The sequence below is a fragment of the Pseudomonas maumuensis genome (genome assembly GCF_019139675.1).
GTDB lineage: Bacteria > Pseudomonadota > Gammaproteobacteria > Pseudomonadales > Pseudomonadaceae > Aquipseudomonas > Aquipseudomonas maumuensis.
Genome location: NZ_CP077077.1, coordinates 301,821 through 327,602 on the forward strand (window position 1 = coordinate 301,821; position 25,782 = coordinate 327,602).

At 62.7% G+C, this 25,782-nt stretch carries 28 protein-coding genes and 2 tRNA genes; 12 read left to right on the forward strand and 18 right to left on the reverse strand.

Annotated features, from left to right (window positions below; all coding sequences use genetic code 11):
• Nucleotides 1-129 precede the first annotated feature (129 nt).
• From KSS90_RS01430 to KSS90_RS01440, 3 genes are all read left to right on the forward strand, one after another.
• Nucleotides 130-2,424, forward strand: a complete 2,295-nt coding sequence (locus KSS90_RS01430; RefSeq protein ID WP_217867959.1) for a TonB-dependent siderophore receptor — start codon at nucleotides 130-132, stop codon at nucleotides 2,422-2,424.
• 88 nt (nucleotides 2,425-2,512) lie between these two features.
• Nucleotides 2,513-2,764, forward strand: coding sequence for a helix-turn-helix domain-containing protein (locus KSS90_RS01435; RefSeq protein WP_094010985.1), 252 nt, complete (start codon nucleotides 2,513-2,515; stop codon nucleotides 2,762-2,764).
• The gene (locus KSS90_RS01440) at nucleotides 2,761-3,954 is read left to right on the forward strand and encodes a type II toxin-antitoxin system HipA family toxin (protein ID WP_217867960.1); all 1,194 of its coding nucleotides are present in this window, start codon (nucleotides 2,761-2,763) and stop codon (nucleotides 3,952-3,954) included. The genes KSS90_RS01435 and KSS90_RS01440 overlap by 4 nt, the downstream gene beginning before the upstream one ends.
• Here KSS90_RS01440 and KSS90_RS01445 read toward each other — a convergent pair.
• The 7 genes from KSS90_RS01445 to KSS90_RS01475 all read right to left on the reverse strand — a co-directional run bounded on the left by KSS90_RS01445 (nucleotide 3,935) and on the right by KSS90_RS01475 (nucleotide 7,195).
• Nucleotides 3,935-4,168 (reverse strand): DUF3079 domain-containing protein, encoded by a 234-nt coding sequence (locus KSS90_RS01445; RefSeq protein ID WP_217867961.1) that lies wholly within the window; start codon nucleotides 4,166-4,168, stop codon nucleotides 3,935-3,937. The genes KSS90_RS01440 and KSS90_RS01445 overlap by 20 nt on opposite strands.
• A 78-nt stretch (nucleotides 4,169-4,246) precedes the next feature.
• Nucleotides 4,247-5,392: a copper-containing nitrite reductase gene (nirK, locus tag KSS90_RS01450; protein ID WP_217867962.1), complete on the reverse strand. Its 1,146-nt coding sequence runs from the start codon at nucleotides 5,390-5,392 to the stop codon at nucleotides 4,247-4,249.
• A 155-nt stretch (nucleotides 5,393-5,547) separates the two neighbouring features.
• A tRNA-Thr gene (locus tag KSS90_RS01455) sits at nucleotides 5,548-5,623 on the reverse strand.
• A gap of 98 nt (nucleotides 5,624-5,721) precedes the next feature.
• A complete protein-coding gene (locus tag KSS90_RS01460) occupies nucleotides 5,722-5,973 on the reverse strand; it encodes a hypothetical protein (RefSeq protein WP_023629982.1) in 252 nt (83 codons plus the stop codon).
• A gap of 22 nt (nucleotides 5,974-5,995) precedes the next feature.
• Nucleotides 5,996-6,382: an Aq_678 family protein gene (locus KSS90_RS01465; protein ID WP_046853791.1), complete on the reverse strand. Its 387-nt coding sequence runs from the start codon at nucleotides 6,380-6,382 to the stop codon at nucleotides 5,996-5,998.
• An 18-nt stretch (nucleotides 6,383-6,400) separates the two neighbouring features.
• A complete protein-coding gene (locus tag KSS90_RS01470; protein ID WP_023629980.1) occupies nucleotides 6,401-6,607 on the reverse strand; it encodes a helix-turn-helix domain-containing protein in 207 nt (68 codons plus the stop codon).
• 9 nt (nucleotides 6,608-6,616) lie between these two features.
• Nucleotides 6,617-7,195, reverse strand: coding sequence for a hypothetical protein (locus tag KSS90_RS01475; protein ID WP_217867963.1), 579 nt, complete (start codon nucleotides 7,193-7,195; stop codon nucleotides 6,617-6,619).
• Between the two features lie 457 nt (nucleotides 7,196-7,652).
• On the opposite strand from KSS90_RS01475, the gene KSS90_RS01480 reads away from it, so the two are divergent.
• A complete protein-coding gene (locus KSS90_RS01480; protein WP_217867964.1) occupies nucleotides 7,653-8,012 on the forward strand; it encodes an SMR family transporter in 360 nt (119 codons plus the stop codon).
• Nucleotides 8,006-8,323, forward strand: coding sequence for a multidrug/spermidine efflux SMR transporter subunit MdtI (mdtI, locus tag KSS90_RS01485; RefSeq protein WP_023629978.1), 318 nt, complete (start codon nucleotides 8,006-8,008; stop codon nucleotides 8,321-8,323). The genes KSS90_RS01480 and mdtI overlap by 7 nt, the downstream gene beginning before the upstream one ends.
• 225 nt (nucleotides 8,324-8,548) lie before the next feature.
• Here mdtI and KSS90_RS01490 read toward each other — a convergent pair whose 3' ends face one another.
• From KSS90_RS01490 to KSS90_RS01510, 5 genes are read right to left on the reverse strand one after another with little or no spacing between them, the layout of a single operon-like run.
• Nucleotides 8,549-9,772 carry a methyltransferase gene (locus KSS90_RS01490; RefSeq protein WP_217867965.1) on the reverse strand — a complete coding sequence of 408 codons (1,224 nt, stop codon included), beginning with the start codon at nucleotides 9,770-9,772 and terminating at the stop codon, nucleotides 8,549-8,551.
• A gap of 59 nt (nucleotides 9,773-9,831) precedes the next feature.
• Nucleotides 9,832-10,521: an ABC transporter permease gene (locus KSS90_RS01495; protein WP_217867966.1), complete on the reverse strand. Its 690-nt coding sequence runs from the start codon at nucleotides 10,519-10,521 to the stop codon at nucleotides 9,832-9,834.
• Nucleotides 10,522-11,214 carry an ABC transporter permease gene (locus KSS90_RS01500; protein ID WP_023630848.1) on the reverse strand — a complete coding sequence of 231 codons (693 nt, stop codon included), beginning with the start codon at nucleotides 11,212-11,214 and terminating at the stop codon, nucleotides 10,522-10,524. It lies immediately after the preceding gene.
• 57 nt (nucleotides 11,215-11,271) lie between these two features.
• Nucleotides 11,272-12,033 carry an ABC transporter substrate-binding protein gene (locus KSS90_RS01505; RefSeq protein ID WP_217867967.1) on the reverse strand — a complete coding sequence of 254 codons (762 nt, stop codon included), beginning with the start codon at nucleotides 12,031-12,033 and terminating at the stop codon, nucleotides 11,272-11,274.
• An 11-nt stretch (nucleotides 12,034-12,044) separates the two neighbouring features.
• Entirely contained in the window at nucleotides 12,045-12,818 is a 774-nt protein-coding gene (locus KSS90_RS01510; protein ID WP_046853793.1) for an ABC transporter ATP-binding protein, read from the reverse strand.
• Nucleotides 12,819-13,424: 606 nt separating this feature from the next.
• On the opposite strand from KSS90_RS01510, the gene gabP reads away from it, so the two are divergent.
• Nucleotides 13,425-14,810 carry a GABA permease gene (gene gabP / locus KSS90_RS01515; protein WP_217867968.1) on the forward strand — a complete coding sequence of 462 codons (1,386 nt, stop codon included), beginning with the start codon at nucleotides 13,425-13,427 and terminating at the stop codon, nucleotides 14,808-14,810.
• A 74-nt stretch (nucleotides 14,811-14,884) separates the two neighbouring features.
• Here gabP and KSS90_RS01520 read toward each other — a convergent pair whose 3' ends face one another.
• The 6 genes from KSS90_RS01520 to KSS90_RS01545 form a co-directional block, all read right to left on the reverse strand.
• Nucleotides 14,885-15,328: a hypothetical protein gene (locus tag KSS90_RS01520; protein WP_217867969.1), complete on the reverse strand. Its 444-nt coding sequence runs from the start codon at nucleotides 15,326-15,328 to the stop codon at nucleotides 14,885-14,887.
• A gap of 89 nt (nucleotides 15,329-15,417) precedes the next feature.
• Nucleotides 15,418-16,428 carry a polyphosphate kinase 2 gene (gene ppk2, locus KSS90_RS01525; protein WP_225933119.1) on the reverse strand — a complete coding sequence of 337 codons (1,011 nt, stop codon included), beginning with the start codon at nucleotides 16,426-16,428 and terminating at the stop codon, nucleotides 15,418-15,420.
• 185 nt (nucleotides 16,429-16,613) lie between these two features.
• Nucleotides 16,614-16,689 (reverse strand) — tRNA-Phe (locus KSS90_RS01530).
• 90 nt (nucleotides 16,690-16,779) lie between these two features.
• Complete coding sequence (locus KSS90_RS01535; RefSeq protein WP_011536185.1) at nucleotides 16,780-17,052, reverse strand: oxidative damage protection protein; 273 nt, start codon at nucleotides 17,050-17,052, stop codon at nucleotides 16,780-16,782.
• Nucleotides 17,049-18,116, reverse strand: a complete 1,068-nt coding sequence (mutY, locus tag KSS90_RS01540) for an A/G-specific adenine glycosylase (protein WP_217867970.1) — start codon at nucleotides 18,114-18,116, stop codon at nucleotides 17,049-17,051. Before mutY ends, KSS90_RS01535 begins: the two co-directional genes overlap by 4 nt.
• On the reverse strand, nucleotides 18,113-20,362 hold the full coding sequence (locus KSS90_RS01545; protein ID WP_217867971.1) for an AsmA family protein: 2,250 nt from the start codon (nucleotides 20,360-20,362) through the stop codon (nucleotides 18,113-18,115). The genes mutY and KSS90_RS01545 overlap by 4 nt, the downstream gene beginning before the upstream one ends.
• 402 nt (nucleotides 20,363-20,764) lie before the next feature.
• Here KSS90_RS01545 and KSS90_RS01550 point away from each other — a divergent pair, with 402 nt between their 5' ends.
• The 6 genes from KSS90_RS01550 (at nucleotide 20,765) to hisF (ending at nucleotide 25,708) form a co-directional block, all read left to right on the forward strand.
• Nucleotides 20,765-22,423, forward strand: coding sequence for an OFA family MFS transporter (locus tag KSS90_RS01550; protein WP_217867972.1), 1,659 nt, complete (start codon nucleotides 20,765-20,767; stop codon nucleotides 22,421-22,423).
• Nucleotides 22,424-22,669: 246 nt separating this feature from the next.
• Nucleotides 22,670-23,263 carry an imidazoleglycerol-phosphate dehydratase HisB gene (gene hisB, locus KSS90_RS01555; protein ID WP_217867973.1) on the forward strand — a complete coding sequence of 198 codons (594 nt, stop codon included), beginning with the start codon at nucleotides 22,670-22,672 and terminating at the stop codon, nucleotides 23,261-23,263.
• Nucleotides 23,264-23,902: an imidazole glycerol phosphate synthase subunit HisH gene (hisH, locus tag KSS90_RS01560; protein ID WP_046853802.1), complete on the forward strand. Its 639-nt coding sequence runs from the start codon at nucleotides 23,264-23,266 to the stop codon at nucleotides 23,900-23,902. It begins immediately after the preceding gene.
• Nucleotides 23,903-24,163: a DUF2164 domain-containing protein gene (locus KSS90_RS01565; RefSeq protein WP_110734378.1), complete on the forward strand. Its 261-nt coding sequence runs from the start codon at nucleotides 23,903-23,905 to the stop codon at nucleotides 24,161-24,163.
• Nucleotides 24,164-24,190: 27 nt separating this feature from the next.
• A complete protein-coding gene (gene hisA / locus KSS90_RS01570) occupies nucleotides 24,191-24,928 on the forward strand; it encodes a 1-(5-phosphoribosyl)-5-[(5-phosphoribosylamino)methylideneamino]imidazole-4-carboxamide isomerase (RefSeq protein ID WP_134689913.1) in 738 nt (245 codons plus the stop codon).
• Nucleotides 24,929-24,937: 9 nt separating this feature from the next.
• Nucleotides 24,938-25,708 carry an imidazole glycerol phosphate synthase subunit HisF gene (gene hisF, locus KSS90_RS01575; protein ID WP_217867974.1) on the forward strand — a complete coding sequence of 257 codons (771 nt, stop codon included), beginning with the start codon at nucleotides 24,938-24,940 and terminating at the stop codon, nucleotides 25,706-25,708.
• Nucleotides 25,709-25,782: the final 74 nt, after the last annotated feature.

Here is a 25,782-nt window from a genome sequence, read left to right on the forward strand (position 1 = left end):
CCTGTGCAAAGGGGAACTGTGAGGCTCATTACGTTCGATTACATCCCCGTACATGCCATCCATGGAGCCGAAGGGGCAGATGCCTAGAATCGTAACAAAAAATCATCTGCGAATACGAAACCTTCCCAAATGGTATGCAAGAGCATCATGACTGACACAACCCCCTTGGTCCGAGGCGGTAGTCGCCTCTCCCCGCTTGCCTTCTTCGTGGCCCTCGGGCTTAGCGGCACCGCCTTCGCTGACGGCCCGGTGCTGGAACTGGGCGCCACCAACATCGACAGCAGTACATTGCCGCTGGCCGACGATAGCGGCCAGATCGGCTACACCGTGCAGAACACACGCAGCTCGACGGGCTTGCAGCTGACACCCCGGCAGACGCCACAGACGGTCACCAGCATTACCCGCCAGCAAATGGAAGACCGTGATATCCACACCCTCGAGCAGGCCCTGGACACCACGCCGGGCGTGAGCATGAGCAAGATGGAAGTGGGCGGGCGCACCGACTTCCGCGCCCGCGGCTACTCGATCAGCAACTGGAAGATCGACGGCTTGCAGTTCCCCGGCGGTTCGGACTTCAGCGGTGGCGGCAACGCGCTGAACATGGACCTGTACGAGCGCATCGACATTGTCCGTGGCGCCAACGGCCTGCTCGGTGGTACCGGCGACCCTTCGGCCACCGTCAACCTGATCCGCAAGGCGCCGACCCGGATCTTCGGCGGCAGCGCCTACGCCACCTACGGCAGCTGGGACAAGCGCCGCCTGGGTGCCGATCTGAACCTGCCGCTGTCCGAGGACGGCCGCCTGCGTTCGCGTCTGGTCATGACCCAGCAGGACGCCGGCTCGTTCCGCGACAACCAGTCCGAACGCTCCCGCGCGGCCCTGGCCAACTTCGAATTCGACCTGGACGATACCACCACCCTGGGTGCCGGCTACCAGTACGAGTACAGCAAAGTGGTCGGCGGCGGCTGGGGCGCCAACATCCCGATCTGGTACGGCGACGGCAGCAAGACCGACCTGCCGCGCAGCACCAACGTGGTACCCAGCTGGAGCTTTGGCGAGTACATCACCCGCACCGCCTTCGGCTCGCTGGCGCACCGTTTCGACAACGACTGGAGCCTGGACCTCAAGGTTGCCCAGAGCAGCGGCGAGACGCTCAACCACCGTGGCCTGGCCAAGGTCAACTCGTCCGGCCGCGGCGTCTACGGCGGCTACTGGAACCAGGACGGCAGCGGCGCGGTGCTCAACGGCCTGCACAGCTCCACCGACACCACCCAGCAATCGGCGCAGATCGACCTGTCCGGCCCATTCCAGCTGTTCGGGCGCACCCATCAGGCGATGGTCGGCTACAACGACAGCCGCACCGTGGCCTGGTCACCGCAGTACACCTGCAGCATGGTCGGCGGCGGCAAGGCAGTGAACAGCGGCGTGGGTTGCCAGTTCCGGGCGAACAATGGCCTGGGGCTGGGCAACTGGCTCGACGGCGTGGACGACGACTACGCCATGCTGGCCTCGAAAACCGGCCTGCACAGCAAGACCACCACCCGTTTGCAGGGCTTTTATGCCGCCACCCGCCTGAGCGTCACCGACCCCCTGTCGCTCATCCTCGGTGTGCGCAGCACCGACTATTCGGCCACCACCGTCAGCGTCAACGGTGCGCGCAGCAACCAGCAGAACAACGGCATCGTCACCCCTTACCTGGGCGCGGTGTACGACCTGAACGACAACTACTCGCTGTACGCCAGCTACACCGACATCTTCAACCCGCAGACCGAAGAGAGCGCCAGCGGCACCAAGGTCGAGCCGATCCGTGGCCAGAGCTACGAAACCGGGATCAAGGGTGAATGGTTCGATGGTCGCCTGAACGCGTCCGCGGCCTACTTCCGCACCAGGCAGGAGAACAAGGCGGTGATAGACGGCGACCTGCTGACGCCGACCGGCGCCACCGCCTACAAGGCCGGCTCCGGCCAGGAAACCGACGGTATCGACCTGGAAGTCGCTGGCGCCCTGACCCCGAACTGGAACGTCTATGCCGGCTACACCTACCTGCACTTCCGCCGCCTGGACAGCGACGGGCGCAGCGACCCCTCGCACCTGTTCAAGGCCTCGACCACCTATCGCCTGTCTGGCCCGCTGGACCGCCTGACCCTGGGCGCTGGCGTGAGTGCGCAAAGCAACATCCGCGCGGTGTCCACCCCTGCCGGGCAGCCGAGCAACGGCGTCAGCCGCAGCGCCACCGACGTCAACTGGTCGGGTTATGCGATCTGGAACGCTATGGCCAAGTACCAGCTGACCGACGACACCAGCGTCAGCCTCAACGCCAACAACCTGTTCGACAAGCACTACTACACCCGTTACGGGTTCTATGCCGGGGCAATCTATGGCGACCCGCGCAACCTGGCGGTGACGGTGAGCACGGCGTTCTAGAACAGCTTTTGGCACCGCTGATGCTGGTTGATTTTTGATCATGTTCCTTATACGTTACATTCATCTAAATTTGTCACGTATAAAGAACATGGATCACTCATTGATCGTTGAGCGCCTGGGCGCGCAGGTTCGCACGCGAAGGCTTAACCGGGGATTGACCCAGCAGGCGCTCGCAACCTTGGCCGGTATCACCCGGCAAAAGATCATTGCCATGGAGAAAGGTAGCCTCTCAGTGGCCATCGGTGCATATGCACGTGCATTGGCGGCGCTCGGCTGCGAACTGCAGGTCATAGCGGCGGTGATGCCGACGCTTGACGAAATCGAGGGGATGTTCGAATGACGCCGCTGATAGTCGCGACACCCGAGGGTGACAGTGGAGCATTGCTGAGCAGTGCAGGCGACTATCTCTTCCGCTATGGCCCGCATACCGTCGCTGATGCCGCGATCAGCCTGTTGATGCCGGTCCGAACCGAGGAATACAGGCATCGCGAGCTGCATCCGGTGTTCCAGATGAACTTGCCCGAAGGGTATGTGCTCGAGCAATTGCGCAACCGCCTGGCGAAGATCGTTCAGGTCGACCCCATGCTTCTCCTGGCGTTGTCCGGCAGCAGTTCGCCGATCGGGCGTGTGCATGTCAGTTCGCAGGTAGTGGACACATTGCTGCGGCGGCAGACGTTTCCGGGAGAGAAGCTGGCGAATATCCTTTCATGGGATGGGGGAGAGGATATTTTCGCCGATCTGGTGGATCGCTACATTCTGCGCGCCGGCATTTCTGGTGTGCAGCCGAAGGTCCTGGTTCCGGAGCAACTGGACCCGTTGTCACAGCGCTTTACCTCGAAAACAGCCGAGCTGATCATCAAGAGCGGGCGCGACGAGTTCCCGGGCCTGGCGATCAACGAATTCCTGTGCATGTCGGTTGCGCAAACCTCTGGTCTGCCAGTGCCTCAATTCTTCCTGTCCGACAACGGCAAACTGTTCGTCATGCGCCGTTTCGATCGTGACGAGCAGAACAATCCACTTGGTTTCGAAGACATGGCTGCCTTGATGGGGCTTGGCGCCGAACAGAAGTACAGCAAGAGCTACGCTGCCATTGCCAAGGCGATCCGCCTGTTCTGCGCGCCTGAGCATCTTCGGCAATCGCTGCGGCAACTGTTCGAAATGGTTGCGCTCAGCTGTATCGTCGGAAATGGTGACGCCCATCTGAAAAATTTCGGGTTGTTGTACACCGATCCTCTTCGAGGCGATGCGCGCCTGGCTCCGGCGTACGACATCGTCAATACCACGGCTTACATACCGGAAGACGTGCTGGCGCTTTCGCTATCCGGCAACAAATCCTTGTTTGCGTCGCGGCAAGGCCTGCTGGACTTCGCACCGCTTTGCGACGTGAGCAACCCGGCTGAAGTCATTCGCAAGCAGCTTGAAGCATTGGAGCGAACACTGGCCAGGGAGTCCGCGCTTTGCGATCAGGCACCCAAGGTGGTTACCGCCATCAAGGCGAGCGCGGCGCCGTTCATTCAGACTTTTGGTTGAGCGGCATTTCCAGTCCGGGCGCGGCATGCGAAGTGGCCATGGTCGCATCCAGATGATCGTCGAGCTGTTCCCAATCCTCGCCGAACAACTCCACCGGGTGCATGGTCCGGTCCGCGCCATTGCCGCAGGCCAGCGCCTTGGCCGGGCAGTACAGGTTGCAGCCCCAGCAGATCCGTTCGGGATGGCTGGGGTTCGTGGGAAATCGCTTGGCCATGGTCTCCCTCCATGAAGTGGATGCCTGCGCTCAGGCTATGCCGCGCATGGCCAAGGGGCTTGATGCGGATCAATACCGCTAGCGGATCGGCCCGGGCGCCTGCACCTGTTTCATCAGGTCGTCATTCCACTGCCCCTCCACCTGCACATGCGCGGCGGCGCCGAGCATCACCGCCTCGATCAGGTTGTGATTGAGATAGGTGTACAGGCCGGGCTGGCGGAAGGTGTACAACGCCGCCCCCGCCGCGCCGCCGGGGATGAACCAGGTCTCCAGGTTGCGCTGCGGCGGGTTGGCGAACTTGCCCGAGGCCCAAACATAGTCGCCGTGGCCGCCGATCAGGTGCGGGCGGGTATCACGGTTGGCCTGGGAATGGACGATCAGCACGGTCTCGCCCACCTTGGCGGTGAGTGCCTGCTTGCCGGTCAGGGCGCCGACGCTGCCGTTGAACACCACATGGCTCGGCACCAGCCCTTTCATCAGCTGGCTCATGTCACCGAAGCTGGCCATGGGGTTGGCGTAGCGCTTGTACTTGCCGTCCTTGTCGCGGGGGATGTAGTAGTCCTGCTCGCCGATGTACCAGGCCTTGTCGTACCGCAACGGGCGGCCCTCGGGATCTTTCAGGCCGTCACGGGGCAGCACCATGATCGCGCCGTTCATGCCACACACCACATGCCAGGGAATCATCGCCCCGCCCGGCGCGCAGTGATACACGAACACCCCGGCACGGTCGGCCTTGAAGCGCAGCACCACCTGCTCGCCCGGCTTCACATGGGTCAGCTCACCGCCGCCGAGGGCGCCGGTGGAGGCGTGGAAGTCGATGTTGTGCATCATGCTGTTGCTGGCCGGGTTGACCAGTGTGAGCTCCACGTAGTCGCCTTCATGCACCACCATCAGCGGGCCGGGCACCGAGCCGTTGAAGGTCATGGCGTGGATGTAGGCGCCGGCGCTGTCGACAGCCAGTTCCTTCTCCTCGATGACCATGCGGAACTCGACAATGCGCGGCTTGCCGGGAGCGCGCTGGCTGTGAGGGTGGACCTGCGGCGGTGCCACCAGTTCGACGCTTACCCGCTCCAGTTTCGCCAGGTCAGGCACCGGGCCGGCGGCGGGCGAAGCAGTCGCGGCCTGGGCCAGGCTACTGCCTAGCGCCGAGGCACCCACGCCCAGCAACACAGTGCCGGCCAACATGCCACGCCGGGTCAGGGACACGCCTTCTTGCTCGTTCATGGGACTTCTCCTTAAGTCGACGAAAGTCGTCGGGCACAGGAATAGCCGCTTTGAAAGTAGGGTTTATTGAGCGAAAACAAGAAGTGGAGAGGGTGGACAATGTGTCGCAGGAGCGGAAACGAAAAAGCCCCGACATTCGTCGAGGCTTTTGAGGATGGTGCCGGCACCAGGAATCGAACCCGGGACCTACTGATTACAAGTCAGTTGCTCTACCATCTGAGCTATACCGGCACAGGGGCGTCATTATAGCGATGGATTCGGCGCTGTAAACCACTTCGTTGCATCCAGCGCACAAAACCCTAAGTCACCGAACTGAAAGGAGAATTTTCTTACCAGCCGCGGTGCATGGAGTTGACGCTTGGCTCGGGCTGGCCGGGGTTGAAGAACAGCTTGCCGTTGTCGCAGCCGCGCTTGCGGCAGCTGCCGTCGGCGTTGTGCAGGGGCAGGCCGCGGTCACCGCCCAACTGCATGCCGGGCATGTTCCAGTTCAGCGGGGCCGGCTTGCTGCTTGGCAGGCTGTTGGCGCAGCCGGTCATTGCCAGGGCGAGGGTCAGCAGGGCGAAAGGCTTGGTGTGTTTCACGATGTTCGAGTCCGTTCCGGGATCAGTCTTTGTTCAGGATGCGCTGGATGGTGCCGCCGCAGGCCATGTAGCAGGAGTCGTAGTCATTGCCGCAACTGTAGCTGCTCCCCGTGTTGAAGGGGTAGCTCGGGTAGTGGCAACTGTGACGCGCTTCCTTCTTGCTCTTGCCGTTCTGGCAGTACTGGTAGGCCCTCATCTCGGCCTGGTACAGCGCACGTTCGCTGTTGTCCTGCAGGCGGGCCATCTGCTGGCAGTGGTTGCGCTCCGTCGAACAGCTGTTGATGCAGTTCATGCCATGCGCGCTGGGCGGTGGCGAGTATCTATAGGTGTAGCTCGGGCCGCAGCCGGTCAGGGCCAAGGCCAGGCAGGCCAGCACGAGGGCGGCCAGACCATTGTGGAAAAGTGCCATGGGTGTTGCAGTCCTTGATCATTCGTCGCTGAACTCCAGCAAATCGCCGGGCTGGCAGTTCAGGGCGCGACACAGCTTCTCCAGGGTCTCGATCTTGAAACCCTTGATCTTGCCGTTCTTCAGCAGCGACAGGTTCGCTTCCGTGATACCGATGATTTCCGCCAGGTCCTTGGAACGCATCTTGTTCCGGGCCATGACGACGTCGAGGCGGATGATTATCGGCATAGGAAGCAGTCAGACATAACAGTTGTGTTCATCGCTGATGGTCTTGGCGTCACGCATGAGCAGCGAGAAGGCACACAGCAGGATGCCTTTCATGATCTCGTAGACAGCCTGCGATGATACACCGATCGAGAAGCTGAAGCTCCTTTCGCCGGCCGGCAGGTCGATGGCCAGGGCCAAGCCCTGCAAGGTGTAGGTCACCGGCCAAAGCAGCGGGGTGAAGATGCACAGCAGGCCGACCCACCACAGCAATTTGATATTGGCCGAGGTCCAGGTCTGCCCACGCGAGAGGCGGTGGAAGAACAGGCCGGTCAGGCCGAGGGCCACAACGGAAATCAGCGTGGGAATCATGTCCACCGCCAGTACCAGGCCGACGACCAGGGGGGATGCCTGGTAGCCGGGTTCGAGCAGCAGCGGCATCTGGTCGCCGTAGGCTTGCAGGTAGCCGTTGAAAATCTCGGGGAAGTCGAAGATGAAGAGCAAGGGCGTGATGGTCAGCTCGACGACCGCAGTTGCCCAGGCCAGGTAGGCGGCGAATGCGCCGATAGTGCGTAGGCGCGAACGCGCATAGGCCACGGATCTACTGTTCATGGGGTGCCTCCGTACAATGATGAACGGAGCGGATTATTCTTGAATAATTATCGTAAAACAATAATTAATTTTGAGTTTGTCTCGATGGCGACGGTTTGTCGCAGGGGTGGCCTTGCTGGTGATTGCTGGGCAAGCCGGCTCCTGCAAAGACAGCGTGGGGATTATAATTTACGAAGCTTTCAGCAAGCTTTACGGGGTTTTTTCTTGAGAAGTCCATTTTTCTCGAGAAATAATTAGACTCAACCTATCATTTTGACTAAGTCGATCAGCTAAGCTAATCTTGTGTTCATTATGTTGAACAGTAAAGCTTTCAAGCTCCTCTCCTCCTCCCGCCTGGTTTCCCGTGAACGTCACTGGACCGGCGACCTCTAGCGCCACCCTCCCTCTACAGCCGTAAACGTCTCTGTCTGGCGCCGATGCCTGTGCGCTCGGCCGCTGTCGCCCATGGGAGGGCACCATGCGTTCCTGGATCTACCTGATCGTCGCCATCACCTTCGAGGTGATCGGCACGGCGTCGATGAAACTCGCCGCCACTCATTTCCCCTTGATGGGGCATGCCGTCATGTACGTCATGATCTGTCTGTCGTATTTCTTCCTGGCCCTGGCGGTCAAGCGCGTGCCGGTGGGTGTGGCCTACGCGCTGTGGGAAGGGTTCGGTATCGTGCTGATCACCTTGATCAGTGTGCTCTGGCTCGGCGAAAGCCTGGGTTGGACCAAGGCCCTGGGCCTGGCGGTGATGATCGCCGGTATCCTGCTGGTCAAGGCCGGTACCCGCGCCAAGCCCGTCGAGCGTGAAGGGGAGGTCGTGCCATGCTGATTCCCTTCGCCTGGCTGGGCCTGGCCATCGTGCTGGAGGTACTGGCCAACCTGCTGCTCAAGTACTCCGACGGTTTCCGCCGCAAAGGCCTGGGTCTGGCCTCGATCCTCTGCGTGCTGGCGGCGTTCACCGCGCTGGCGCAGGCGGTGAAGGACATCGACCTGTCGCTGGCCTATGCCATCTGGGGCGGTTTTGGCATCCTTGCCACCGTGGCCATGGGCTGGGCCTTGTTCGGTCAGCGTCTGGCCGGGCGTGGTTGGTTGGGGCTTGCGTTGCTGCTGGTAGGCATGGGCTTGCTCAAACTGGCTTGACAAGTGCGCTGCCAAAGCGCTTGGCAAAATTGCTTATGCACAAGAAGCATTGGCCGCTTGCGCGAAAGGCATGCCGACCGGCTCTACCACCGGTCTTTGCGCAAAGGCCTGTTTTTACTGGCTTTGCGACCCGAGTCGGAATAAGCAAAGCAGCGCAAATAGCCCAAGGATCCAAGATTTGGTGATTTTCATCACAAGCTTGTTCACAGAGTTATCCACAGGCTGTCAACCGCGCTGCGGCGTTGCGTCGCGCTCAGCTAGTACCAGCAGATTGCGAGGCGTCAGCGGGTAATCGCAGAAAACACCGACACGCACCGCGTAACCGTGCTCCTGCAAAAACAGGGCTCGGTCGAGTACCAGCCACATCTCCAGGGGGCGGCGGAAGAGGTTGCGTACCAGCTCGAGGTTGCGCACATGGGCCAGGCGCCGCTGGCCGGCGGCCTCCAGGGCAGCCCAGTCGGGATGGCCGCAGATCGTCAGTTGCTTGAGTTCAGCCAGGTCGCGGCAATATTGCTCGTAGGATTTAGCCAGCCAGCTGACCGGCAGTGAGGGTGTAGGCAGGTATTCGTCCACACCCCGTTGTTGGCGCTGCAGCAGTTCGAACCCTAGGCGACGGGCCATGGACTGGTCGCGCTGGCGCCGAGTGCGCAGGCTGGAGGTGACCGCCTCGCTCAGCGGCAGGCCCAGGTCTTCCTGGGTCAATGCAAGGGCCGAGGTCTGGGCGGCGCCGGAGATCGGCTGATAGACCTTGCCCTGGATGCGGTTATAGCAGCAGGGCGCTACTGCGATCTGCCGACACCCTTGCTGACTTGCCAGTTGCAGCAACCGAACATGCAGGTCGCCGCAGGCGTGCAGGGCGACTGCGCTCTTGTCGCCATCCAGATGCCGGGCGCTGTCCGTGGCCATGACGTCCTGGTGGACATGGGTGGCGGCCAGGTGGTGATGTTCGCTCAGGGCCTTGCCGGCATCGACCAGTTCGGCGTCGTACTCCAGGCAGGTCAGTTGCTGGCCGGGTTGCAGCAGGCGTCTGCCCAGGTGGCCTTTGCCGGAGCACCAGTCGAGCCAGTGCCGCGCAGGCTGGTTGAACGCCAGGCGGCGGCTGAAGGCTTCGATCTGCTGCCATTTGCGGCCAGGGACGTTGACGTCGAGACGGTGGCCGGCGGGGTGCAGTCCGGCATCGGGCAGCTCGCCGACGACGGACAGTGCCTGCGCTTGTGAGGCCAGTTGTGCAAATGGGGCCGGGGCCGCAGGTTGCTCGGGCGCTTCGGCTTGCTCAAGGGTACGTTGGCGCAGCCATTGGGACAGCTCGGCGTGCTCGTCTTCCCAATCCAGGCGCAAGTGGTTGAACGGGCGCGGGCGCCACAGCTGCTGGTGCTGGAGCAGGAAACGGTCGAGGGCCTGGAAGCGCTCGAGCAGCTGCTGGTCGTGGAGGTAAGGCGTGGTCGGCATGCAGGCACCGCAGCGCTATCGAAAGGGGCCGCCAAGCAGCCCCGATGGTGTTTACAGCCTCAACGCCCTTGGCAGGCATCCACGCGCAGCCAGCGCTCCAGCACTTTGAAGCCCTGCACCAGCACGAACGAGATCACCAGGTAGAACACCCCGGCGGCAAAGAAGATCTCCACCGGCAGATAGGTGCGGGCAATGATGGTCCGCGCCATGCCGGTCAGTTCCAGCAAGGTGACGGTACTGGCCAGGGCGCTGGCCTTGAGCATCAGGATCACTTCGTTGCTGTACGCCGGCAGGCCGATGCGCGCAGCACGTGGCAGCATGATGTACAACAGCGTCTTGCCCCGCGACATGCCCAGTGCCCGGGCCGCTTCGATCTCGCCCTTGGGGATCGCCTGCAAAGCACCGCGCAGGATCTCGGCGATGTAGGCGGCGGTGTGCAGGGTCATGGTCAGCACCGTGCACCAGAACGGATCGCGCAGGTAAGGCCACAGCGAGCTGTTGCGTACCAGGTCGAACTGGGCCAGGCCGTAGTACACCAGGAACAGCTGCACCAGCAGCGGCGTGCCGCGGAAGAAGAAGATGTAACCGAAGGGCAGGGCGCGCACATACCAGTGTCGCGACGAGCGCGCCACGCCCAGTGGAATGGCCAGGATCAGGCCGGCGATGACGGCGATGGCCACCAGTTCCAGGGTCAGGGTGGCACCCTGGGCCAGGCGTGGCAGCCACTTGATGATGACTTCCCAGTTCATTTATTCGGCCCTCATGAAGCCGCGAGCGGCGCGCTTTTCCAGGAAGTGCATGCCGGTCATGGCAATCACGGTCAGGCCCAGGTAGATGCAGGCGGCCACGGCGTAGAAGGTGAACGGTTCCTTGGTGACGGTCACGCCGATCTGCGCGTGGCGCATGATCTCTTCCAGGCCGATCACCGACACCAGCGCAGTGTCCTTCATCAGGATCATGAACAGGTTGCCCAGGCCCGGCAGGGCGATGCGCCACATCTGCGGCAGGATGATCCGCGACAGGATGCGACCCTTGGACAGGCCCAGGGCCAGGCCCGCTTCACGATGCCCCTTGGGGATGGCCAGGATCGCGCCGCGGAATACTTCCGTGGCGTAGGCGCCGAAGCACAGGCCAAGGGCGATCACGCCGGCGGTGAAGGCACTGAGCTCCAGGCCAGGCATGTTCAGCAGTTCGCCAAGGCTGTTCATCAGCCCGACGGTGCCAAAGTAGATGAGCAGCACCCAGAGCAGTTCGGGTACGCCGCGCACCAACGTCGAATAAGTACCACCAAGCCATTGCAGCGGCTTGATCGGTGAGGTCTTGGCCAGGGCGCCAAGCAGGCCCAGGACCAGCCCCAGCAGCAAGGCGCAGAGCGCCAGTTTTACGGTCATCAGGGTACCGGCCATCATGGCCGGGCCGAATCCGTGCAGGTCGATATTCATGGGTAATTTTGTTCAAGGGACAGGCATCGCCAGGGCGGCGATGCCTGTCGGGGCGAATCAATAGATGCTGAACGGGAAGTACTTGTCGTTGATCTTCTTGTAGGTACCGTCGGCGACGATTTCCTTCAGTGCGGCATTGAGCTTGTTACGCAGCTCGTTGTCGCCTTTGCGTACTGCGATGCCGACCTTGTCGCTTTCGTTGACCGGTTCGCCCTTGAACTCGTAGTTCTTGCCGGCTTCGGACTTCAACCAGTCGTAGTTGGCGTACTTGTCGGCAAGGATGGCGTCGACGCGGCCGGAGGTCAGGTCCAGGTAGGCGTTTTCCTGGCCGTCATACAGATTGACCTTGAATTTGCCGTCCATACCGCCGTGATCGTCCAGCCAGGTAGCAGCCTGGGTGGCGCGCTGGGTGCCAATGGTCTTGCCTTCGAGCGATTTGTCGTCAGTCTTGAAGTCGACGTTCTTCGGCGCGATGAACTGCTGCTTGTTCGAATAGTACGGGTCGGTGAAGTCCACGGCCTGCTTGCGCTCGTCGGTGATCGACAGCGAGGAGACGATGAAGTCGAACTTCTTGGCGTTCAGGGCGGGAATGATGCCGTCCCAGTCGGAGGTGACCACTTCGCATTCGACCTTCATCTTGGCGCACAGGGCGTCACCGATGTCCTTGTCGAAGCCGACGACCTGGCCGCTGGCATCCTTGTTGTTGAACGGTGGGTAGGCAGCTTCGATACCCATGCGCAGTTTTTCCGCGGCCATGGCGTTGGCCGACATCACCAGCGTGGCAGCAGCTGCCAGGAGGAACTTCTTGTAGGTCTGCATGTATTGCTCCGTTAGCGGTGGCTGGACATGAATTGCTTGCAACGCGCCGAGGTCGGGTTCTCGAAGACCTGCTGCGGCGATCCTTGCTCTTCGACCAGGCCCTGGTGCAGGAAGACCACTTCACTGGACACCTGGCGGGCAAAGTTCATCTCGTGCGTCACCAGCAGCATGGTACGGCCTTCTTCGGCCAGGGCGCGGATGACGTTAAGCACTTCCTGAACCATTTCCGGATCGAGCGCCGAGGTTGGCTCGTCGAACAGGATGACCTTGGGTTTCATGGCCAGGGTACGGGCGATGGCGGCACGTTGTTGCTGGCCGCCGGAAAGCTGGGCAGGGTAGCTGTGGCGCTTGTCGAAGATGCCGACCTTGTTCAGCAGCGCCTCGGCATGCTCGATGGCCTCGGCCTTGCTCTGGCCAAGCACGCGGCGCGGCGCCTCGATGATGTTGTCGAGGATCGACATGTGCGGCCACAGGTTGAAATTCTGGAAGACAAAGCCGATCTCGCTGCGCAGGCGGTTGATCTGGCGATTGTCGGCGGCGATCAGGTCGCCGTTTTTCTGCGCCTTGAGCTTGAGGGCTTCACCGGCGACCAGGATCTCGCCCTGGTGCGGGTTCTCCAGCAGGTTGATGCAGCGCAGCAGGGTGGACTTGCCAGAGCCGGACGAGCCGAGGATGGAGATCACGTCACCGTCGCGCGCGGTCAGCGAAATGCCCTTGAGAATTTCCTGCTCGCCATAGCGTTTGTGCAGGTTGCGGATTTCCAGCGCGGGCGTGGCCTGGGCCATTTGCGGTCCTCATGTGTTCGGGTGCGTTCCCAGCTGTTGGCGGCCTTCCTGGCGAGCGCCACGCTAGCATAGCGGCGCAACGGCGGCCAACCGGGTCGCGGGGTGCTCGGGTCGCTGGTGGGACAGTTTGTCGCATCGCTGCAGTGGACTGTCGCCAGGATGTCCGCAATAGCGTTTTGCCCAGCACCGGAGCCTTGATGAAAAAAGGCGCGATGGTGCCAGCTTTGGCCCGGTCTGGGAAGCCGTTTTTGGCCGGGTGGCACTGTATCGCGGAGTTGGCAGGGGTCGGGTTGCGCCTGTTGGTTGCGCTTTCGGGTGTGCCAGTTTCGTGCGCTGGTGTTACCGAGGGGCACTTTCTGTGCGTTTGTAAGTGAGTATTTCCGTAATCCAGACTTGGCATGGGGTTTTGACGACCTTTCGGTCAAAGCTTGGCACAATGCCCTGCAAGCCGCGTCATTATTGGTGGCAGAAACATTTCAGACGAAAGTTATTCTCAGGTGGCCCGCTTATTGCCCTCTGGAAACCACTGAATGCGGCGACGCCTTTTCACACCCCGGCGCGCTGGCCAGTCATTCGTGTAGTCCACCTCCTTACAAAGGTAGTTTTATGAGCGGTAACAATTCCAATGACCTCGCTCAGGGGCTCAAGCAACGGCATGTGACCATGCTGTCCATCGCCGGCGTGATCGGTGCCGGGCTGTTCGTCGGCTCCGGCCATGCCATCGCCGCCGCCGGCCCCGCCGTGCTGCTGGCCTACGCCGCGGCCGGTACCCTGGTCGTGCTGGTGATGCGCATGCTCGGCGAAATGGCCGTCGCCTCGCCTGACACTGGTTCCTTCTCCACCTACGCCGACCGCGCCATCGGGCGCTGGGCCGGTTTCACCATCGGCTGGCTGTACTGGTGGTTCTGGGTGCTGGTGATTCCGCTGGAGGCCAACGCTGCCGCCGCCATCCTGCATGCCTGGTTCCCGTCGGTGGACCTGTGGGCGTTCTCGTTGATCATTACCCTGGCGCTGACCATCACCAACCTGTTCAGCGTGAAGAACTATGGTGAGTTCGAGTTCTGGTTCGCCCTGCTCAAGGTGCTGGCGATCATCGGCTTCATCGTCGTCGGTTGCGCGGCCATGTTCGGCATGGTGCCGAGCAGCCAGATCAGCGGCGTCAGCCACCTGTTCGACACCCAGGGCTTCATGCCCAATGGCCTGGGCGCCGTGCTGGCCGCCATGCTGACCACCATGTTCTCGTTCATGGGGACCGAGATCGTCACCATCGCCGCCGCCGAGTCGAAGGATCCGGGCAAGCAGATCAGCCGCGCCACCAACTCGGTGATCTGGCGTATCTGCCTGTTCTATCTGGTATCGATCTTCCTGGTCGTGGCCATGGTGCCTTGGAACGATCCGGCCCTGGCCGAGAAAGGTTCCTACCAGACCGTCCTCAGCCTGATCGGCGTACCTAACGCCAAGCTGATCGTCGACATCGTCGTGCTGATCGCCGTGACCAGCTGCCTGAACTCGGCGCTGTACACCTCTTCGCGCATGCTCTTCTCCCTGAGCAAGCGTGGCGACGCTCCGGCGGTTGCCCAGCGCACCACCAAGGCCGGCACCCCGCACTGGGCCGTGCTGCTGTCCACTGCCGCAGCCTTCTTGTGCGTGTTCGCCAACTTCCTGGCCCCGGCCGCGGTGTTCGAGTTCCTGCTGGCCAGCTCCGGCGCCATCGCCCTGCTGGTTTACCTGGTGATTGCCGTGTCGCAACTGCGCATGCGTGCCCAGCGTGAAGCCAGCGGTGAGAAGATCTCGTTCAAGATGTGGCTGTTCCCGGGCCTGACCTGGGCGACCATCGCCTTCATCGTCGCCATTCTGGTGGTGATGGCGCTGCGCGAGGATCACCGTGCCGAGATCATCGCCACTGCGATCCTGAGCATTGGTGTGGTGGCAGCTGGTCTGCTGGTGCATCGCAAGCGTGGCGCTGCTGCGCGTGTGGCGCTGGATAGCTGATCCACAAGTGAAATGAAAAGGCCGCGTCCTGTGAAGGGCGCGGCCTTTTTTGTCTGCACGGGGTGCGGTTCGACTCAGCCGAACTGCTTCTGCTGTTGTTGCTGCTTGGCCACGACCTCCGAGGCGGTGACATAGGCGTCCTGGAACTCGTCGCTCTCCAGCCAGGCCATGGTCGCGTCCTCGTCGGTGCCGTCCAGCCATTTGCGGTAGGCGGTGAACACCATGACGATGTAGTCGGTGGCGTGCTCTTCCTTGTGGCCCTTGAGCACCAGTGCCAGCAGTGGGTCGACCAGGAACACCGAGATCATCGGCACCAGGCCGTTTTGCTGGGATTCCTTCATCTTTTCGAACAGGCTGTTGTAGCTGCCCGATTCCATGGCCTTGTTGAACACCTGCTCGACACTGGCACTGTCGCCAGCGCTGGCCTTGACCGCCTGGCCGCTGCGCACCATGCGGTTCTGCTTGGCCTTGGTGGCGGCGCGCTTGGCGCGTTTCTGTTGCTTGGTGTTGGTGGCCATGGGTGGATCCTTGGGCTGACTGGTAAAGGCGCGTATTGAAGCGTAGTTGCGCGAGAAACCCAAGAGGCCGCCCAGCGGCCCCAAAGTGTTCAGCTCACCAGCGCCACCGGCTCATCCTCTTCGAACCCCCGCGACGCCCGCCCGACCAGCAGCGGATCCGGCGCATGCGCCACGCTGTGGTCCTTGTCTGGATAATCCAGCGAGTGCAGGAAGTGACGAATGCAATTGATCCGCGCGCGTTTCTTGTCGTCCGACTTGATCACCGTCCATGGCGCATCGGCCGTGTCGGTATGGAAGAACATCGCTTCCTTGGCAGCGGTGTAGTCCTCCCACTTGTCCAGCGACTTGATGTCGATGGGCGAGAGTTTCCAGTGCTTGAGCGGGTCGTCGCGGCGGGAGATGAAGCGGCGCAACTGTTCTTCGCGGTTCACCGAGAACCAGAACTTGAACAACAGGAGGCCGCTGTTGCACAGCATGCGTTCGAGGTCTGGTGCCTGGCGCATGAACTCCAGGTATTGCAGCGGCGAGCAGAAGTCCATCACCTTCTCGACCCCGGCGCGGTTGTACCAGGAGCGGTCGAAGAACACCATTTCACCGGCGGTGGGCAGGTGCTGCACATAACGCTGGAAGTACCACTGGCCCTTTTCCTGCTCCGAAGGTTTCTCCAGCGCCACGATTCGGGCGCCACGCGGGTTCAGGTGCTCCATGAAGCGCTTGATGGTGCCACCCTTGCCGGCAGCATCACGGCCCTCGAACAGTACGACGATGCGCTGGCCGGTTTCCTTCACCCAGTTCTGTACCTTGAGCAGCTCGATTTGCAGGTCGTGCTTGGCCTTCTCGTAGTCCTGGCGGCGCATGCGCGTGCGGTAGGGGTAGCTGGCCGGCAGGCGCGCCGAGGTGCTGTCCTCGCTGCTGCCTTTGCGGGCGTTGGCCACTTCCAGGGCGGCGGGTTGCTGGCTGACTTGGGTGATGGTCTCTGGCGCGGCGGCGCTGGCGGCAGGCTTGCGCTGGCGTGGGCGTCGGGTGCGGGGGGCAGGCTTGGCGCTATCGCCAGTCTCGGAAGTTGGAGGCAGGAGGATGGGGGTGGATTCTTCGCTCATGGAGGTCCTTGCGGGGTCGTTCGAATGTCCACCTTCCATCCTATGGACGTATGGCGAGTGGCTTTTTGATATCGATCAACCGGGCATTAAGGAGCTAAAGGAAAAATCGCAGGCAACAAAAAACCCGCACTAGGCGGGTTTCTTGTGTCGCTTCGGGTAACTTTGCAACCACCAGAAGCTGAAGGTGGTGCCCAGAGACGGAGTCGAACCGCCGACACGAGGATTTTCAATCCTCTGCTCTACCGACTGAGCTATCTGGGCGACGAGGTGCATTAAATAGATTTCCGAACCGATCGTCAACGACTTTTTTGAAAAAATTTAAATTAATTCCGTCGCTTACGTTTTCCAGGGTCAATTCGAGGGTGGCACGTAGCCTTCGGCCTGGGCGTAGTCCTCGCCGGCGAAGAACTTGTCCATCTCGGCCTGGATGAACTTGCGGTCCTCGGCATTCATCATGTTCAGGCGCTTCTCGTTGATCAGCATGGTCTGGTGGTCCTGCCACTCCTTCCAGGCCTTCTGCGAGATGTGCTCGAAGATGTCCTGGCCCTTGGCGCCCGGATAGGGTGGGCGGTCGAGGCCTGGGAGTTCTTCGTTGTACTTGCGGCACTTCACGGTGCGGGTCATCGCTTCTCTCCTGCAATCAGTTCGTCGGCCGCGCGTTGCAGCAGCTTCTTGACCGGGGCGGCGAGGCCCAGGCGCGGCGGGGTGGCGAGGTTATACCAGAGCCAGTCGGGCTCGGCCACGTGCGCGCCGACGGGGTCGACACGCACCAGCCAGGGCTCGATGGCCAGCTGGAAATGGCTGAAGGTGTGGGTCAGGCCTGCCAGGGCCTGGCTGCCGGCCAGGCGCAGACCGTGCTGGTAGGCGAGGTCTTCGAGCTGCTCGAGGCTGTCCAGCTCCGGCAGGCTCCACAGGCCGCCCCACAGCCCGGTGGAAGGCCGGCGGTAGAGCAGGATCGCGCCTTCGTGGTTGGTCAGCAGCGGCATCAGGGTCTTGCGCTGGGGCAGGGCCTTGCGCGGCTTGGGCTCGGGATAGCGGGTCTCTTCGCCGTGCAGGTGGGCTTCGCAACCGCGCTGCAACGGGCAGATCAGACAGCTGGGCTTGCTGCGCGTGCATAGTGTCGCGCCCATGTCCATCATCGCCTGGGTGTAGTGGTTGGCCCGGGTCATCGGCGTGAAGCGCTCGGCGCTGGCCCACAGTTGGTTGGCTACCTTCGGCTCGCCTGGGTAGCCGGCCTGGGCGGTGAAGCGGGCCAGTACGCGCTTGACGTTGCCGTCGAGGATCGGCGCGCGGATACCCATGCTGATGCTGGCGATGGCCCCGGCGGTGGAGCGACCGATACCGGGCAGCTCGGTGAGCTGCTCGACGCTGCGCGGAAACTCGCCGCCATGTTGCTCGACGACGATCTTCGCGGCCTTTTGCAGGTTACGGGCTCGGGTGTAGTAGCCCAGGCCCGTCCACAGGTGCAGTACCTCGTCCTCTGGCGCCTCGGCCAGCGCCTGCACGGTGGGCAGGGCCTGCATGAAGCGGTCGAAGTAGTTGAGCACGGTGCTGACCTGGGTCTGCTGCAACATGATTTCCGACACCCACACCCGATACGGGGTGATGCCCTGTTGCCAGGGCAGGTCATGGCGACCGTGCTGGTCGTACCAGTCCAGCACGGCGCTGGAGAACTGCTGGGGTGTCATCGCTTGAACAGCCCCTTCAATGCATCTTTGAGTTCAGGGCTCACCTTGTCTCCGAGTTTCTCTTCGAGTTTTTCATCGATCTTGTCTTTCAAGCGGTTGCCGGCCAGCTTGGCGGCAACCTTGCCCAGGCCGTCCTGATCCAGGCGGCAGGCCTTGGCGCCCAGCTCCAGCGGGCCGCGGCAGCGCAGCGGCACTTCGACGCCGACATAGCGCTCGTTGACCTGGCAGGCCGGGTCGGGCATGGCGCGCTGGTCGCCTTCGACGACCACGCCGACGTTGTAGTCCATGCCCAGCACGCGCAGGTCGAGGTCGCCGTGGCCGTTGACGGTCAGGCCTGGGATACGCACCTTGAGGTCCGGGTTGCTGGCCACGCCGTTACGCATTACCAGGCTGCCGCGCAGCTCGTGGAACGGCGTGTCCTTGCCACGGGGTTCGCCGCTGAGTTGCTTGCGGTTGAGGGTGGCGATGGCCTGGCACAGTTGCTGTTCCAGGTTGGCGTTGACCAGCACGCCGTCGTTGATGGTGAAGCTGGCATTGCCATTGAGCGTATCGACCAACGCCTTCTGGCTGTTGCCGGTGGCGGTGAGGTCGCTGTTCAGGGTAAGCAGGCCCTTGACCGGCGGCGCCTGCTCCGGGGATTCACGCTTGATGAAGTGTTCCACTGGCACGCGGTTGATCTTGGTATTCACGCCGATCTGCGGCACGGCAGGGCGTACATCCACGGTGCCCTTGGCCTCGAAGGTGCCGTTGTACAGGGCGCCGCGCAGGGTCTGCAGGGTGACCAGGCCGCCTTGGCCGCTGGCGGTCAGCTGCGCATCGCTGATCGGCAGCTTGTCCAGCGTCAGGGCGCCGAACGACAGGTCGGCCTGCAGATCGAGGGCGCGCAGACGATCGACCGGCAGCAACTTGTCGCTGCTCCAGGCAACTTGCGTCGGTGCGTCGGGTAGCGGCGTGGAGCCGGCGCCGGCGACGGCGCTGGCTTCCTGCTGCTTGACCTCGGCCTGGCGCGCTGCGGTGGCACCCTTGGCTTCCTCGCTCTTGGCCGGCAGGTAGCGGTCGGCGTCGAACTTGTCGCCCTTGAGGCGCACGCGCAAGGCCTGCTTGGCGAAGTCGTCCACGGCGACACGGCCGGTGAAGGTGCTGTCGTCCAGTTTCACCGCCAGGTCTTCGAGGGCGAGACTGTTCGGCGTGCCTTGCAGGCGGGTGACCAGTTCCAGCTTCTTGAACGCTGCCGCGTCCGCGGTGGCGGGCAGCGGGTGGCCGATACCGTCGAGGAAGGTGCGCAGGTCGAACTGGGCGATGGACAGGCCGCCGCTGACCTGCGGCGCCTTGTCGAGGTCGCGTACATTCAGCTCGCCCAGGGCGCGCAACTGGTTGGCCGAGACCTTCAGGCCGCTCCAGGAGGCGACATTGGCCGCCAGGTCGACCTGCACCTGGCCTTGAGCGGCGAAGGTCATGGTCTTGCCGGCCAGTGGCTCGCCCGAGGTTTCGCCGGACAGGCGCATGTCCTCGAGGTTGTAGCGCTTGAGCTTGCGGTCGAAGCGCAGCTCGCCGGTCAGCTCGGTGCGCGCCTTGATGTTCGGCTGGCTGGCGCTGAGGAAGGCGCTGGCCTTGAGCGGGATGTTCACGCCTTCATGCACCGGGCCGGTGCTCAACTGAATGCTTTCGGCGCCGTAGGTCAGGCCAGCTTTCTCATCGGTGTAAAGCACGCGGGCGTTGTTGACGGTCAGGCTGTCGATGTCGAGTTTGACCGAACGCTCGCCACTTTCCGGCTTGGCAGGTTCCGTCGCTGAGCTTGCATCGGGCGTGCTCGCCGGTGCGTTGGCGATCGCCGGGTCCGGCAATGGCTTGCCGATGTCTTCCCAGTTGCCATGGCCGTTGGCATCGCGGGTCAGCGTCAGGTTCAGGCCTTCGACCCGCACGTCGCTCATCTGCACTTCACGGCGCAGCAGCGGCAGCACGCGCACCGACAGGCCGAGCATCTGCAGGTCGGCGAAGGGCACCTTGGGATTTTTCAGCGTAGCGATGCTGGCCTCGTGCAGCTCCAGGCCCAGCCAGGGGAACAGGCTCCAGCCGATGTCGCCGTTGAGGGTCAGTTCCACGTGGGCCTTGTCGCGGGCCAGCTGGCGGATTTCTTCTTTGTAGTCGTTGGGATCGAAGAGGTGGGTCAGGGCGAAGCCCAGCGCCACGATGATCAGCAACAACCCGAGAAGCCCCAGCCCCAGGATTTTGCCGAACGCTTTCATGGGCGAGTCCTTGTAGTCCGATTATGAAATTCAGCGGCGAGTATAGCGCCGTGGCACTTGGCTCTGCGTATCCGACATTTCGACAGTGGCAATGGCAGCAGTTCATTTATTGCCTGTCCGGGCCTCATCGCCGGCAAGCTGGCTCCGACAGAGACGGCGCGATCCGTGTGTAAGGGCGTGCCGGAGAAAAAGCCGAATCTGGACTTGGATCGACCGATTCAGCTGACGAAAAAAACACGATATCAGATTGCTTTCATATCACCCGCTGCTGGTAATCTTGCGCCCGCCCGTGGAGCCCCGCGACCCATTGTCGCGGGTGATGCCTGAAACGGCCGGGCTGCCTTGCGTGCAGCCATACCAGAGCCGTCCACGCGCACAGCCCACCTACAAAAGGATCAATCCATGAACAGCAGTATCACGGCAGGAGCGGTGGCCAGCGCGCCAGGCTTTCTGTCGAAGGAGCGCATCATCGCCCGCCCGGGCTTCAACCGCTGGCTGGTGCCGCCGGCGGCCCTGGCCATCCATCTGTGTATCGGCATGGCCTATGGCTTCTCGGTGTTCTGGCTGCCGTTGTCCCAGGCCCTGGGAGTCAGCGCGCCAGTGGCCTGCGCCGCCGACATGGGCTTCGTCGCCCGCCTGTTCAGCGCCGAGTGCGACTGGCCGATCTCCATGCTCAGCTGGATCTACACTCTGTTCTTCGTGTTCCTCGGCTGCTCGGCTGCGGTACTTGGTGGCTGGCTGGAACACGCCGGCCCGCGCAAGGCCGGCCTGGTCTCGGCACTGTGCTGGTGCGGCGGCCTGCTGATCTCGGCGATTGGCGTGAAGACTCACCAGCTGTGGTTGATGTGGCTGGGCTCGGGGGTGATCGGCGGGATCGGCCTGGGCCTGGGCTACATTTCGCCGGTGTCGACCCTGATCAAGTGGTTCCCGGACAAGCGCGGCATGGCAACCGGCATGGCGATCATGGGCTTTGGTGGAGGTGCCATGGTGGGCGCTCCTCTGGCCACCGCGCTCATGGGCCACTTCGGCAGCACGACCGAGGTGGGCGTATGGCAGAGCTTTGTCGCCATGGCCGCGATCTACTTCGTGTTCATGACCGCAGGCGCCCTGGCCTACCGGGTGCCGCCAACCGGCTGGAAGCCCGAAGGCTGGACACCGCCGGCGAAGAAAGCCAACGCCATGGTCACCGACCGCCACGTGCATGTGAGCGTGGCCTGGAAAACCCCGCAGTTCGCCCTGGTGTGGCTGGTGCTGTGCCTGAACGTCTCGGCCGGTATCGGCATTCTCGGCATGGCTTCGCCACTGCTGCAGGAAGTGTTCGCCGGCAAGCTGCTGGGCAACGAGCTGACCTTCAGTGAGCTGAATGCCGCGCAGTTGGCGCAGATTGCCGCGATCGCCGCTGGTTTCACCGGTCTGCTGAGCCTGTTCAACATTGGCGGGCGCTTCTTCTGGGCGTCGTTCTCCGACTATATCGGCCGCAAGAACACCTACTTTGCGTTCTTCGCCCTGGGTGTGGGCCTCTACAGCCTGGTGCCGAACATGGGGCACATCGGCAACGTGGCGCTGTTCGTGGCGGCGTTCTGCATCATCCTGTCGATGTACGGCGGTGGCTTCGCCACCGTGCCGGCGTACCTGGCCGACCTGTTCGGCACGCAGATGGTCGGTGCCATCCATGGTCGCCTGCTGACTGCCTGGGCGGCGGCCGGCGTGCTCGGTCCGGTGCTGATCACTTACTTGCGCGAGGCGCAGCTGGCGGCGGGCGTGGAGCGGGCCGCGGCCTACGACATGACCCTGTACATCCTGGCCGGCCTGCTGGTGCTGGGGTTCATCTGCAACATGCTGGTGCGCCCGGTGGCGGACAAGTACTTCATGACCGACGCCGAACTGGCGGCCGAGCGCGCGCTGAGCCATGACAAGGGCGCCGATTCCGCGCGTTCGCTGGAGTGGCACGCGGCGCCGGGCAGCCTGCCGCTGGTGCTGGTGGCCTGGGCGGTGGTGGTGATTCCGCTGGCCTGGGGGGTGTGGATCACCCTGCAGAAGACGGCCGTTCTGTTCCATTGATGTAGCTGTACTGGCCTCATCGCCGGCAAGCCGGCTCCCACAGGTATTGCACTGCCGCGATCTCTGTGGGGACCGGCCTGCCAGCGAAAGGCTGCAAAGCAGCCCCAACTACACGCTTGTATAGACCTGTAAGCCTGTTGTCCCCCCGCAATTGCTTGCCTTGCCATATGTCATCCGCGTTTCAAGCCGGCGCGTTCTGGGCCTATAATGGAGCCCTTTTCGCCCAATGATTTTGCGGAGCTGGTGATGGTCGAACGTAAGGCTTCCGTCGAGCGCAATACCCTGGAAACCCAGGTCAAGTGCTCGATCAACCTCGATGGCAGCGGCAAGGCCCGATTTGAAATCGGCGTGCCTTTCCTTGAACACATGCTCGACCAGATCGCCCGGCATGGGCTGATCGACCTGGACATCGAGTGCAAGGGCGACCTGCATATCGACGACCACCATACCGTCGAGGACGTCGGCATCACCCTGGGCATGGCGTTCGCCCAGGCCATCGGCGACAAGAAAGGCATCTTCCGCTACGGCCATGCCTATGTGCCGCTGGACGAGGCCCTGTCGCGCGTGGTCATCGATTTCTCCGGCCGTCCGGGCCTGCAGATGCATGTGCCGTATACCCGCGCCAGCGTTGGCGGCTTCGATGTCGACCTGTTCCAGGAGTTCTTCCAGGGCTTCGTCAACCATGCCCTGGTGACCCTGCATATCGACAACCTGCGTGGCCACAACACCCACCACCAGATCGAGACCGTGTTCAAGGCGTTCGGCCGCGCGCTGCGCATGGCCGTTACCCTCGACGAGCGCATGGCCGGGCAGATGCCGTCCACCAAAGGGTGCCTGTAAATGCAGACGGTAGCCGTAATCGACTATGGCATGGGCAACCTGCACTCGGTGGCCAAGGCCCTGGAGCATGTGGGCGCCGGCAAGGTATTGGTGACCAGCGACGCCGCGGTGATTCGTGAAGCCGACCGCGTGGTGTTCCCAGGCGTCGGCGCGATCCGCGACTGCATGGCCGAGATCCGCCGCCTGGGCTTCGACAGCCTGGTGCGCGAAGTCAGCCAGGACCGCCCGTTCCTCGGCATCTGCGTGGGCATGCAGGCGCTGCTCGAGCGCAGCGAGGAAAACGACGGTGTCGACTGCATCGGCCTGTTCCCCGGCCAGGTGCGCTTCTTCGGTAAAGACCTCAAGGAAGACGGCGAGCACCTGAAGGTGCCGCACATGGGCTGGAACGAAGTCGGCCAGACCATCGACCACCCGCTGTGGCATGACATCCCCGACCGTGCGCGTTTCTACTTCGTGCATAGCTACTTCATCGAGGCAGGCAAGCCGGGCCAGGTGGTTGGTCGTGGCCACTACGGCGTCGATTTTGCTGCCGCGCTGGCCGAAGGTTCGCGCTTCGCCGTGCAGTTCCACCCGGAGAAGAGCCATACCCATGGCCTGCAGCTGCTGCAGAACTTCGTCGCCTGGGACGGGCGCTGGTAAATGAGCCGATCGAAGACCAAGGCCCCGATCATCACCCTGACTCCTGAGCAGGAGCGCGACGCGCTCGACACGCTCAAGCGCTTTCTCGAAGACCGTTTCGAGCTGGAGCTGGGATCGTTCGAGGTGGCCGAGGTCCTCGAGCTGTTCAGCAAAGAGATTGCACCCCATTACTACAACAGGGCGATTGCCGATGTTCAGCTGCACCTCAAGGAGCGGTTCGAGAGCATCGAAAGCGACCTGTGGGCGCTCGAGAAGCCCTGAATTCCAACGATTAGACAGGTTCCTCACATGCTGATTATCCCCGCTATCGATCTCAAGGACGGTGCCTGCGTACGCCTGCGCCAAGGCCGCATGGAAGACTCCACGGTATTTTCCGACGACCCGGTGAGCATGGCCGCCAAATGGGTCGAGGGTGGCTGCCGCCGCCTGCACCTGGTCGACCTCAATGGTGCTTTCGAAGGCCAGCCGGTCAACGGTGAAGTGGTCACGGCCATTGCCAAGCGCTACCCGAACCTGCCGATTCAGATCGGTGGCGGCATCCGTTCGCTGGAAACCATCGAACACTACGTCAAGGCTGGTGTCAGTCACGTGATCATCGGCACCAAGGCGGTCAAGCAGCCGGAGTTCGTCGCCGAGGCGTGCAAGGCCTTCCCGGGTAAGATCATCGTCGGCCTGGACGCCAAGGACGGCTTCGTCGCCACCGACGGCTGGGCCGAAGTGAGCAGCGTGCAGGTCATCGACCTGGCCAAGCGTTTCGAGGCCGATGGCGTCTCGTCGATCGTCTACACCGACATCGCCAAGGACGGCATGATGCAGGGCTGCAACGTGCCCTTCACCAAGGCCCTGGCCGAAGCCACGCGCATCCCGGTGATCGCCTCGGGCGGCATCCACAACCTGGGCGACATCAAGGCCCTGCTGGACGCCAAGGCACCAGGCATTATCGGCGCCATCACTGGCCGTGCCATCTACGAAGGCACCCTCGACGTCGCCGAGGCCCAGGCCTTCTGCGACAACTACCAAGGCTGAGGAGCGACCATGGCACTGGCCAAGCGCATCATCCCTTGCCTGGACGTGGACAACGGCCGGGTGGTCAAGGGCGTCAAGTTCGAGAACATCCGCGATGCCGGCGACCCGGTGGAGATCGCCCGGCGCTACGACGAGCAGGGCGCCGACGAGATCACTTTCCTCGACATCACCGCCAGCGTCGATGGCCGTGACACCACCCTGCATACCGTCGAGCGCATGGCCAGCCAGGTGTTCATCCCGCTGACCGTGGGCGGTGGCGTGCGCACTGTGCAGGACATCCGCAACCTGCTCAACGCCGGCGCCGACAAGGTGTCGATCAACACCGCCGCGGTGTTCAACCCGGAGTTCGTGGGCGAGGCGGCGGACCGTTTCGGTTCGCAGTGCATCGTCGTTGCCATCGACGCCAAGAAAGTCTCCGGCCCGGGCGAAACGCCGCGCTGGGAGATCTTCACCCACGGTGGGCGCAAGCCTACCGGGCTGGATGCGGTGGAGTGGGCGAAGAAGATGGAAGGCCTGGGGGCCGGTGAGATCCTGCTGACCAGCATGGACCAGGATGGCATGAAGAACGGCTTCGACCTGGGCGTGACCCGCGCCATCAGCGATGCGCTGGGGATTCCGGTGATTGCTTCCGGTGGCGTGGGTAACCTGCAGCACCTGGCCGACGGCATTTTGGAAGGGCATGCCAGCGCGGTGCTGGCGGCGAGCATCTTCCACTTTGGCGAGTACACGATACCGGAAGCCAAGGCCTACATGGCTTCGCGCGGGATCGTCGTACGCTGAAAAATTGATTGGGGCTGCTTTGCAGCCCTTTCGCCGGCAAGCCGGCTCCCACAGGTAAAGCGCAGGCCTTGAGG

Bases quoted from the DNA above. Each gene is read 5' to 3' on its own strand.
- KSS90_RS01430 (WP_217867959.1), top strand. From the start codon at position 130: ATGGTATGCAAGAGCATCATGACTGACACAACCCCCTTGGTCCGAGGC.
- KSS90_RS01435 (WP_094010985.1), top strand. From the start codon at position 2,513: ATGGATCACTCATTGATCGTTGAGCGCCTGGGCGCGCAGGTTCGCACG.
- KSS90_RS01440 (WP_217867960.1), top strand. From the start codon at position 2,761: ATGACGCCGCTGATAGTCGCGACACCCGAGGGTGACAGTGGAGCATTG.
- KSS90_RS01445 (WP_217867961.1), bottom strand. From the start codon at position 4,168: ATGGCCAAGCGATTTCCCACGAACCCCAGCCATCCCGAACGGATCTGC.
- nirK (WP_217867962.1), bottom strand. From the start codon at position 5,392: ATGAACGAGCAAGAAGGCGTGTCCCTGACCCGGCGTGGCATGTTGGCC.
- KSS90_RS01465 (WP_046853791.1), bottom strand. From the start codon at position 6,382: ATGGCACTTTTCCACAATGGTCTGGCCGCCCTCGTGCTGGCCTGCCTG.
- KSS90_RS01470 (WP_023629980.1), bottom strand. From the start codon at position 6,607: ATGCCGATAATCATCCGCCTCGACGTCGTCATGGCCCGGAACAAGATG.
- KSS90_RS01475 (WP_217867963.1), bottom strand. From the start codon at position 7,195: ATGAACAGTAGATCCGTGGCCTATGCGCGTTCGCGCCTACGCACTATC.
- KSS90_RS01480 (WP_217867964.1), top strand. From the start codon at position 7,653: ATGCGTTCCTGGATCTACCTGATCGTCGCCATCACCTTCGAGGTGATC.
- mdtI (WP_023629978.1), top strand. From the start codon at position 8,006: ATGCTGATTCCCTTCGCCTGGCTGGGCCTGGCCATCGTGCTGGAGGTA.
- KSS90_RS01490 (WP_217867965.1), bottom strand. From the start codon at position 9,772: ATGCCGACCACGCCTTACCTCCACGACCAGCAGCTGCTCGAGCGCTTC.
- KSS90_RS01495 (WP_217867966.1), bottom strand. From the start codon at position 10,521: ATGAACTGGGAAGTCATCATCAAGTGGCTGCCACGCCTGGCCCAGGGT.
- KSS90_RS01500 (WP_023630848.1), bottom strand. From the start codon at position 11,214: ATGAATATCGACCTGCACGGATTCGGCCCGGCCATGATGGCCGGTACC.
- KSS90_RS01505 (WP_217867967.1), bottom strand. From the start codon at position 12,033: ATGCAGACCTACAAGAAGTTCCTCCTGGCAGCTGCTGCCACGCTGGTG.
- KSS90_RS01510 (WP_046853793.1), bottom strand. From the start codon at position 12,818: ATGGCCCAGGCCACGCCCGCGCTGGAAATCCGCAACCTGCACAAACGC.
- gabP (WP_217867968.1), top strand. From the start codon at position 13,425: ATGAGCGGTAACAATTCCAATGACCTCGCTCAGGGGCTCAAGCAACGG.
- KSS90_RS01520 (WP_217867969.1), bottom strand. From the start codon at position 15,328: ATGGCCACCAACACCAAGCAACAGAAACGCGCCAAGCGCGCCGCCACC.
- ppk2 (WP_225933119.1), bottom strand. From the start codon at position 16,428: ATGAGCGAAGAATCCACCCCCATCCTCCTGCCTCCAACTTCCGAGACT.
- KSS90_RS01535 (WP_011536185.1), bottom strand. From the start codon at position 17,052: ATGACCCGCACCGTGAAGTGCCGCAAGTACAACGAAGAACTCCCAGGC.
- mutY (WP_217867970.1), bottom strand. From the start codon at position 18,116: ATGACACCCCAGCAGTTCTCCAGCGCCGTGCTGGACTGGTACGACCAG.
- KSS90_RS01545 (WP_217867971.1), bottom strand. From the start codon at position 20,362: ATGAAAGCGTTCGGCAAAATCCTGGGGCTGGGGCTTCTCGGGTTGTTG.
- KSS90_RS01550 (WP_217867972.1), top strand. From the start codon at position 20,765: ATGAACAGCAGTATCACGGCAGGAGCGGTGGCCAGCGCGCCAGGCTTT.
- hisB (WP_217867973.1), top strand. From the start codon at position 22,670: ATGGTCGAACGTAAGGCTTCCGTCGAGCGCAATACCCTGGAAACCCAG.
- hisH (WP_046853802.1), top strand. From the start codon at position 23,264: ATGCAGACGGTAGCCGTAATCGACTATGGCATGGGCAACCTGCACTCG.
- KSS90_RS01565 (WP_110734378.1), top strand. From the start codon at position 23,903: ATGAGCCGATCGAAGACCAAGGCCCCGATCATCACCCTGACTCCTGAG.
- hisA (WP_134689913.1), top strand. From the start codon at position 24,191: ATGCTGATTATCCCCGCTATCGATCTCAAGGACGGTGCCTGCGTACGC.
- hisF (WP_217867974.1), top strand. From the start codon at position 24,938: ATGGCACTGGCCAAGCGCATCATCCCTTGCCTGGACGTGGACAACGGC.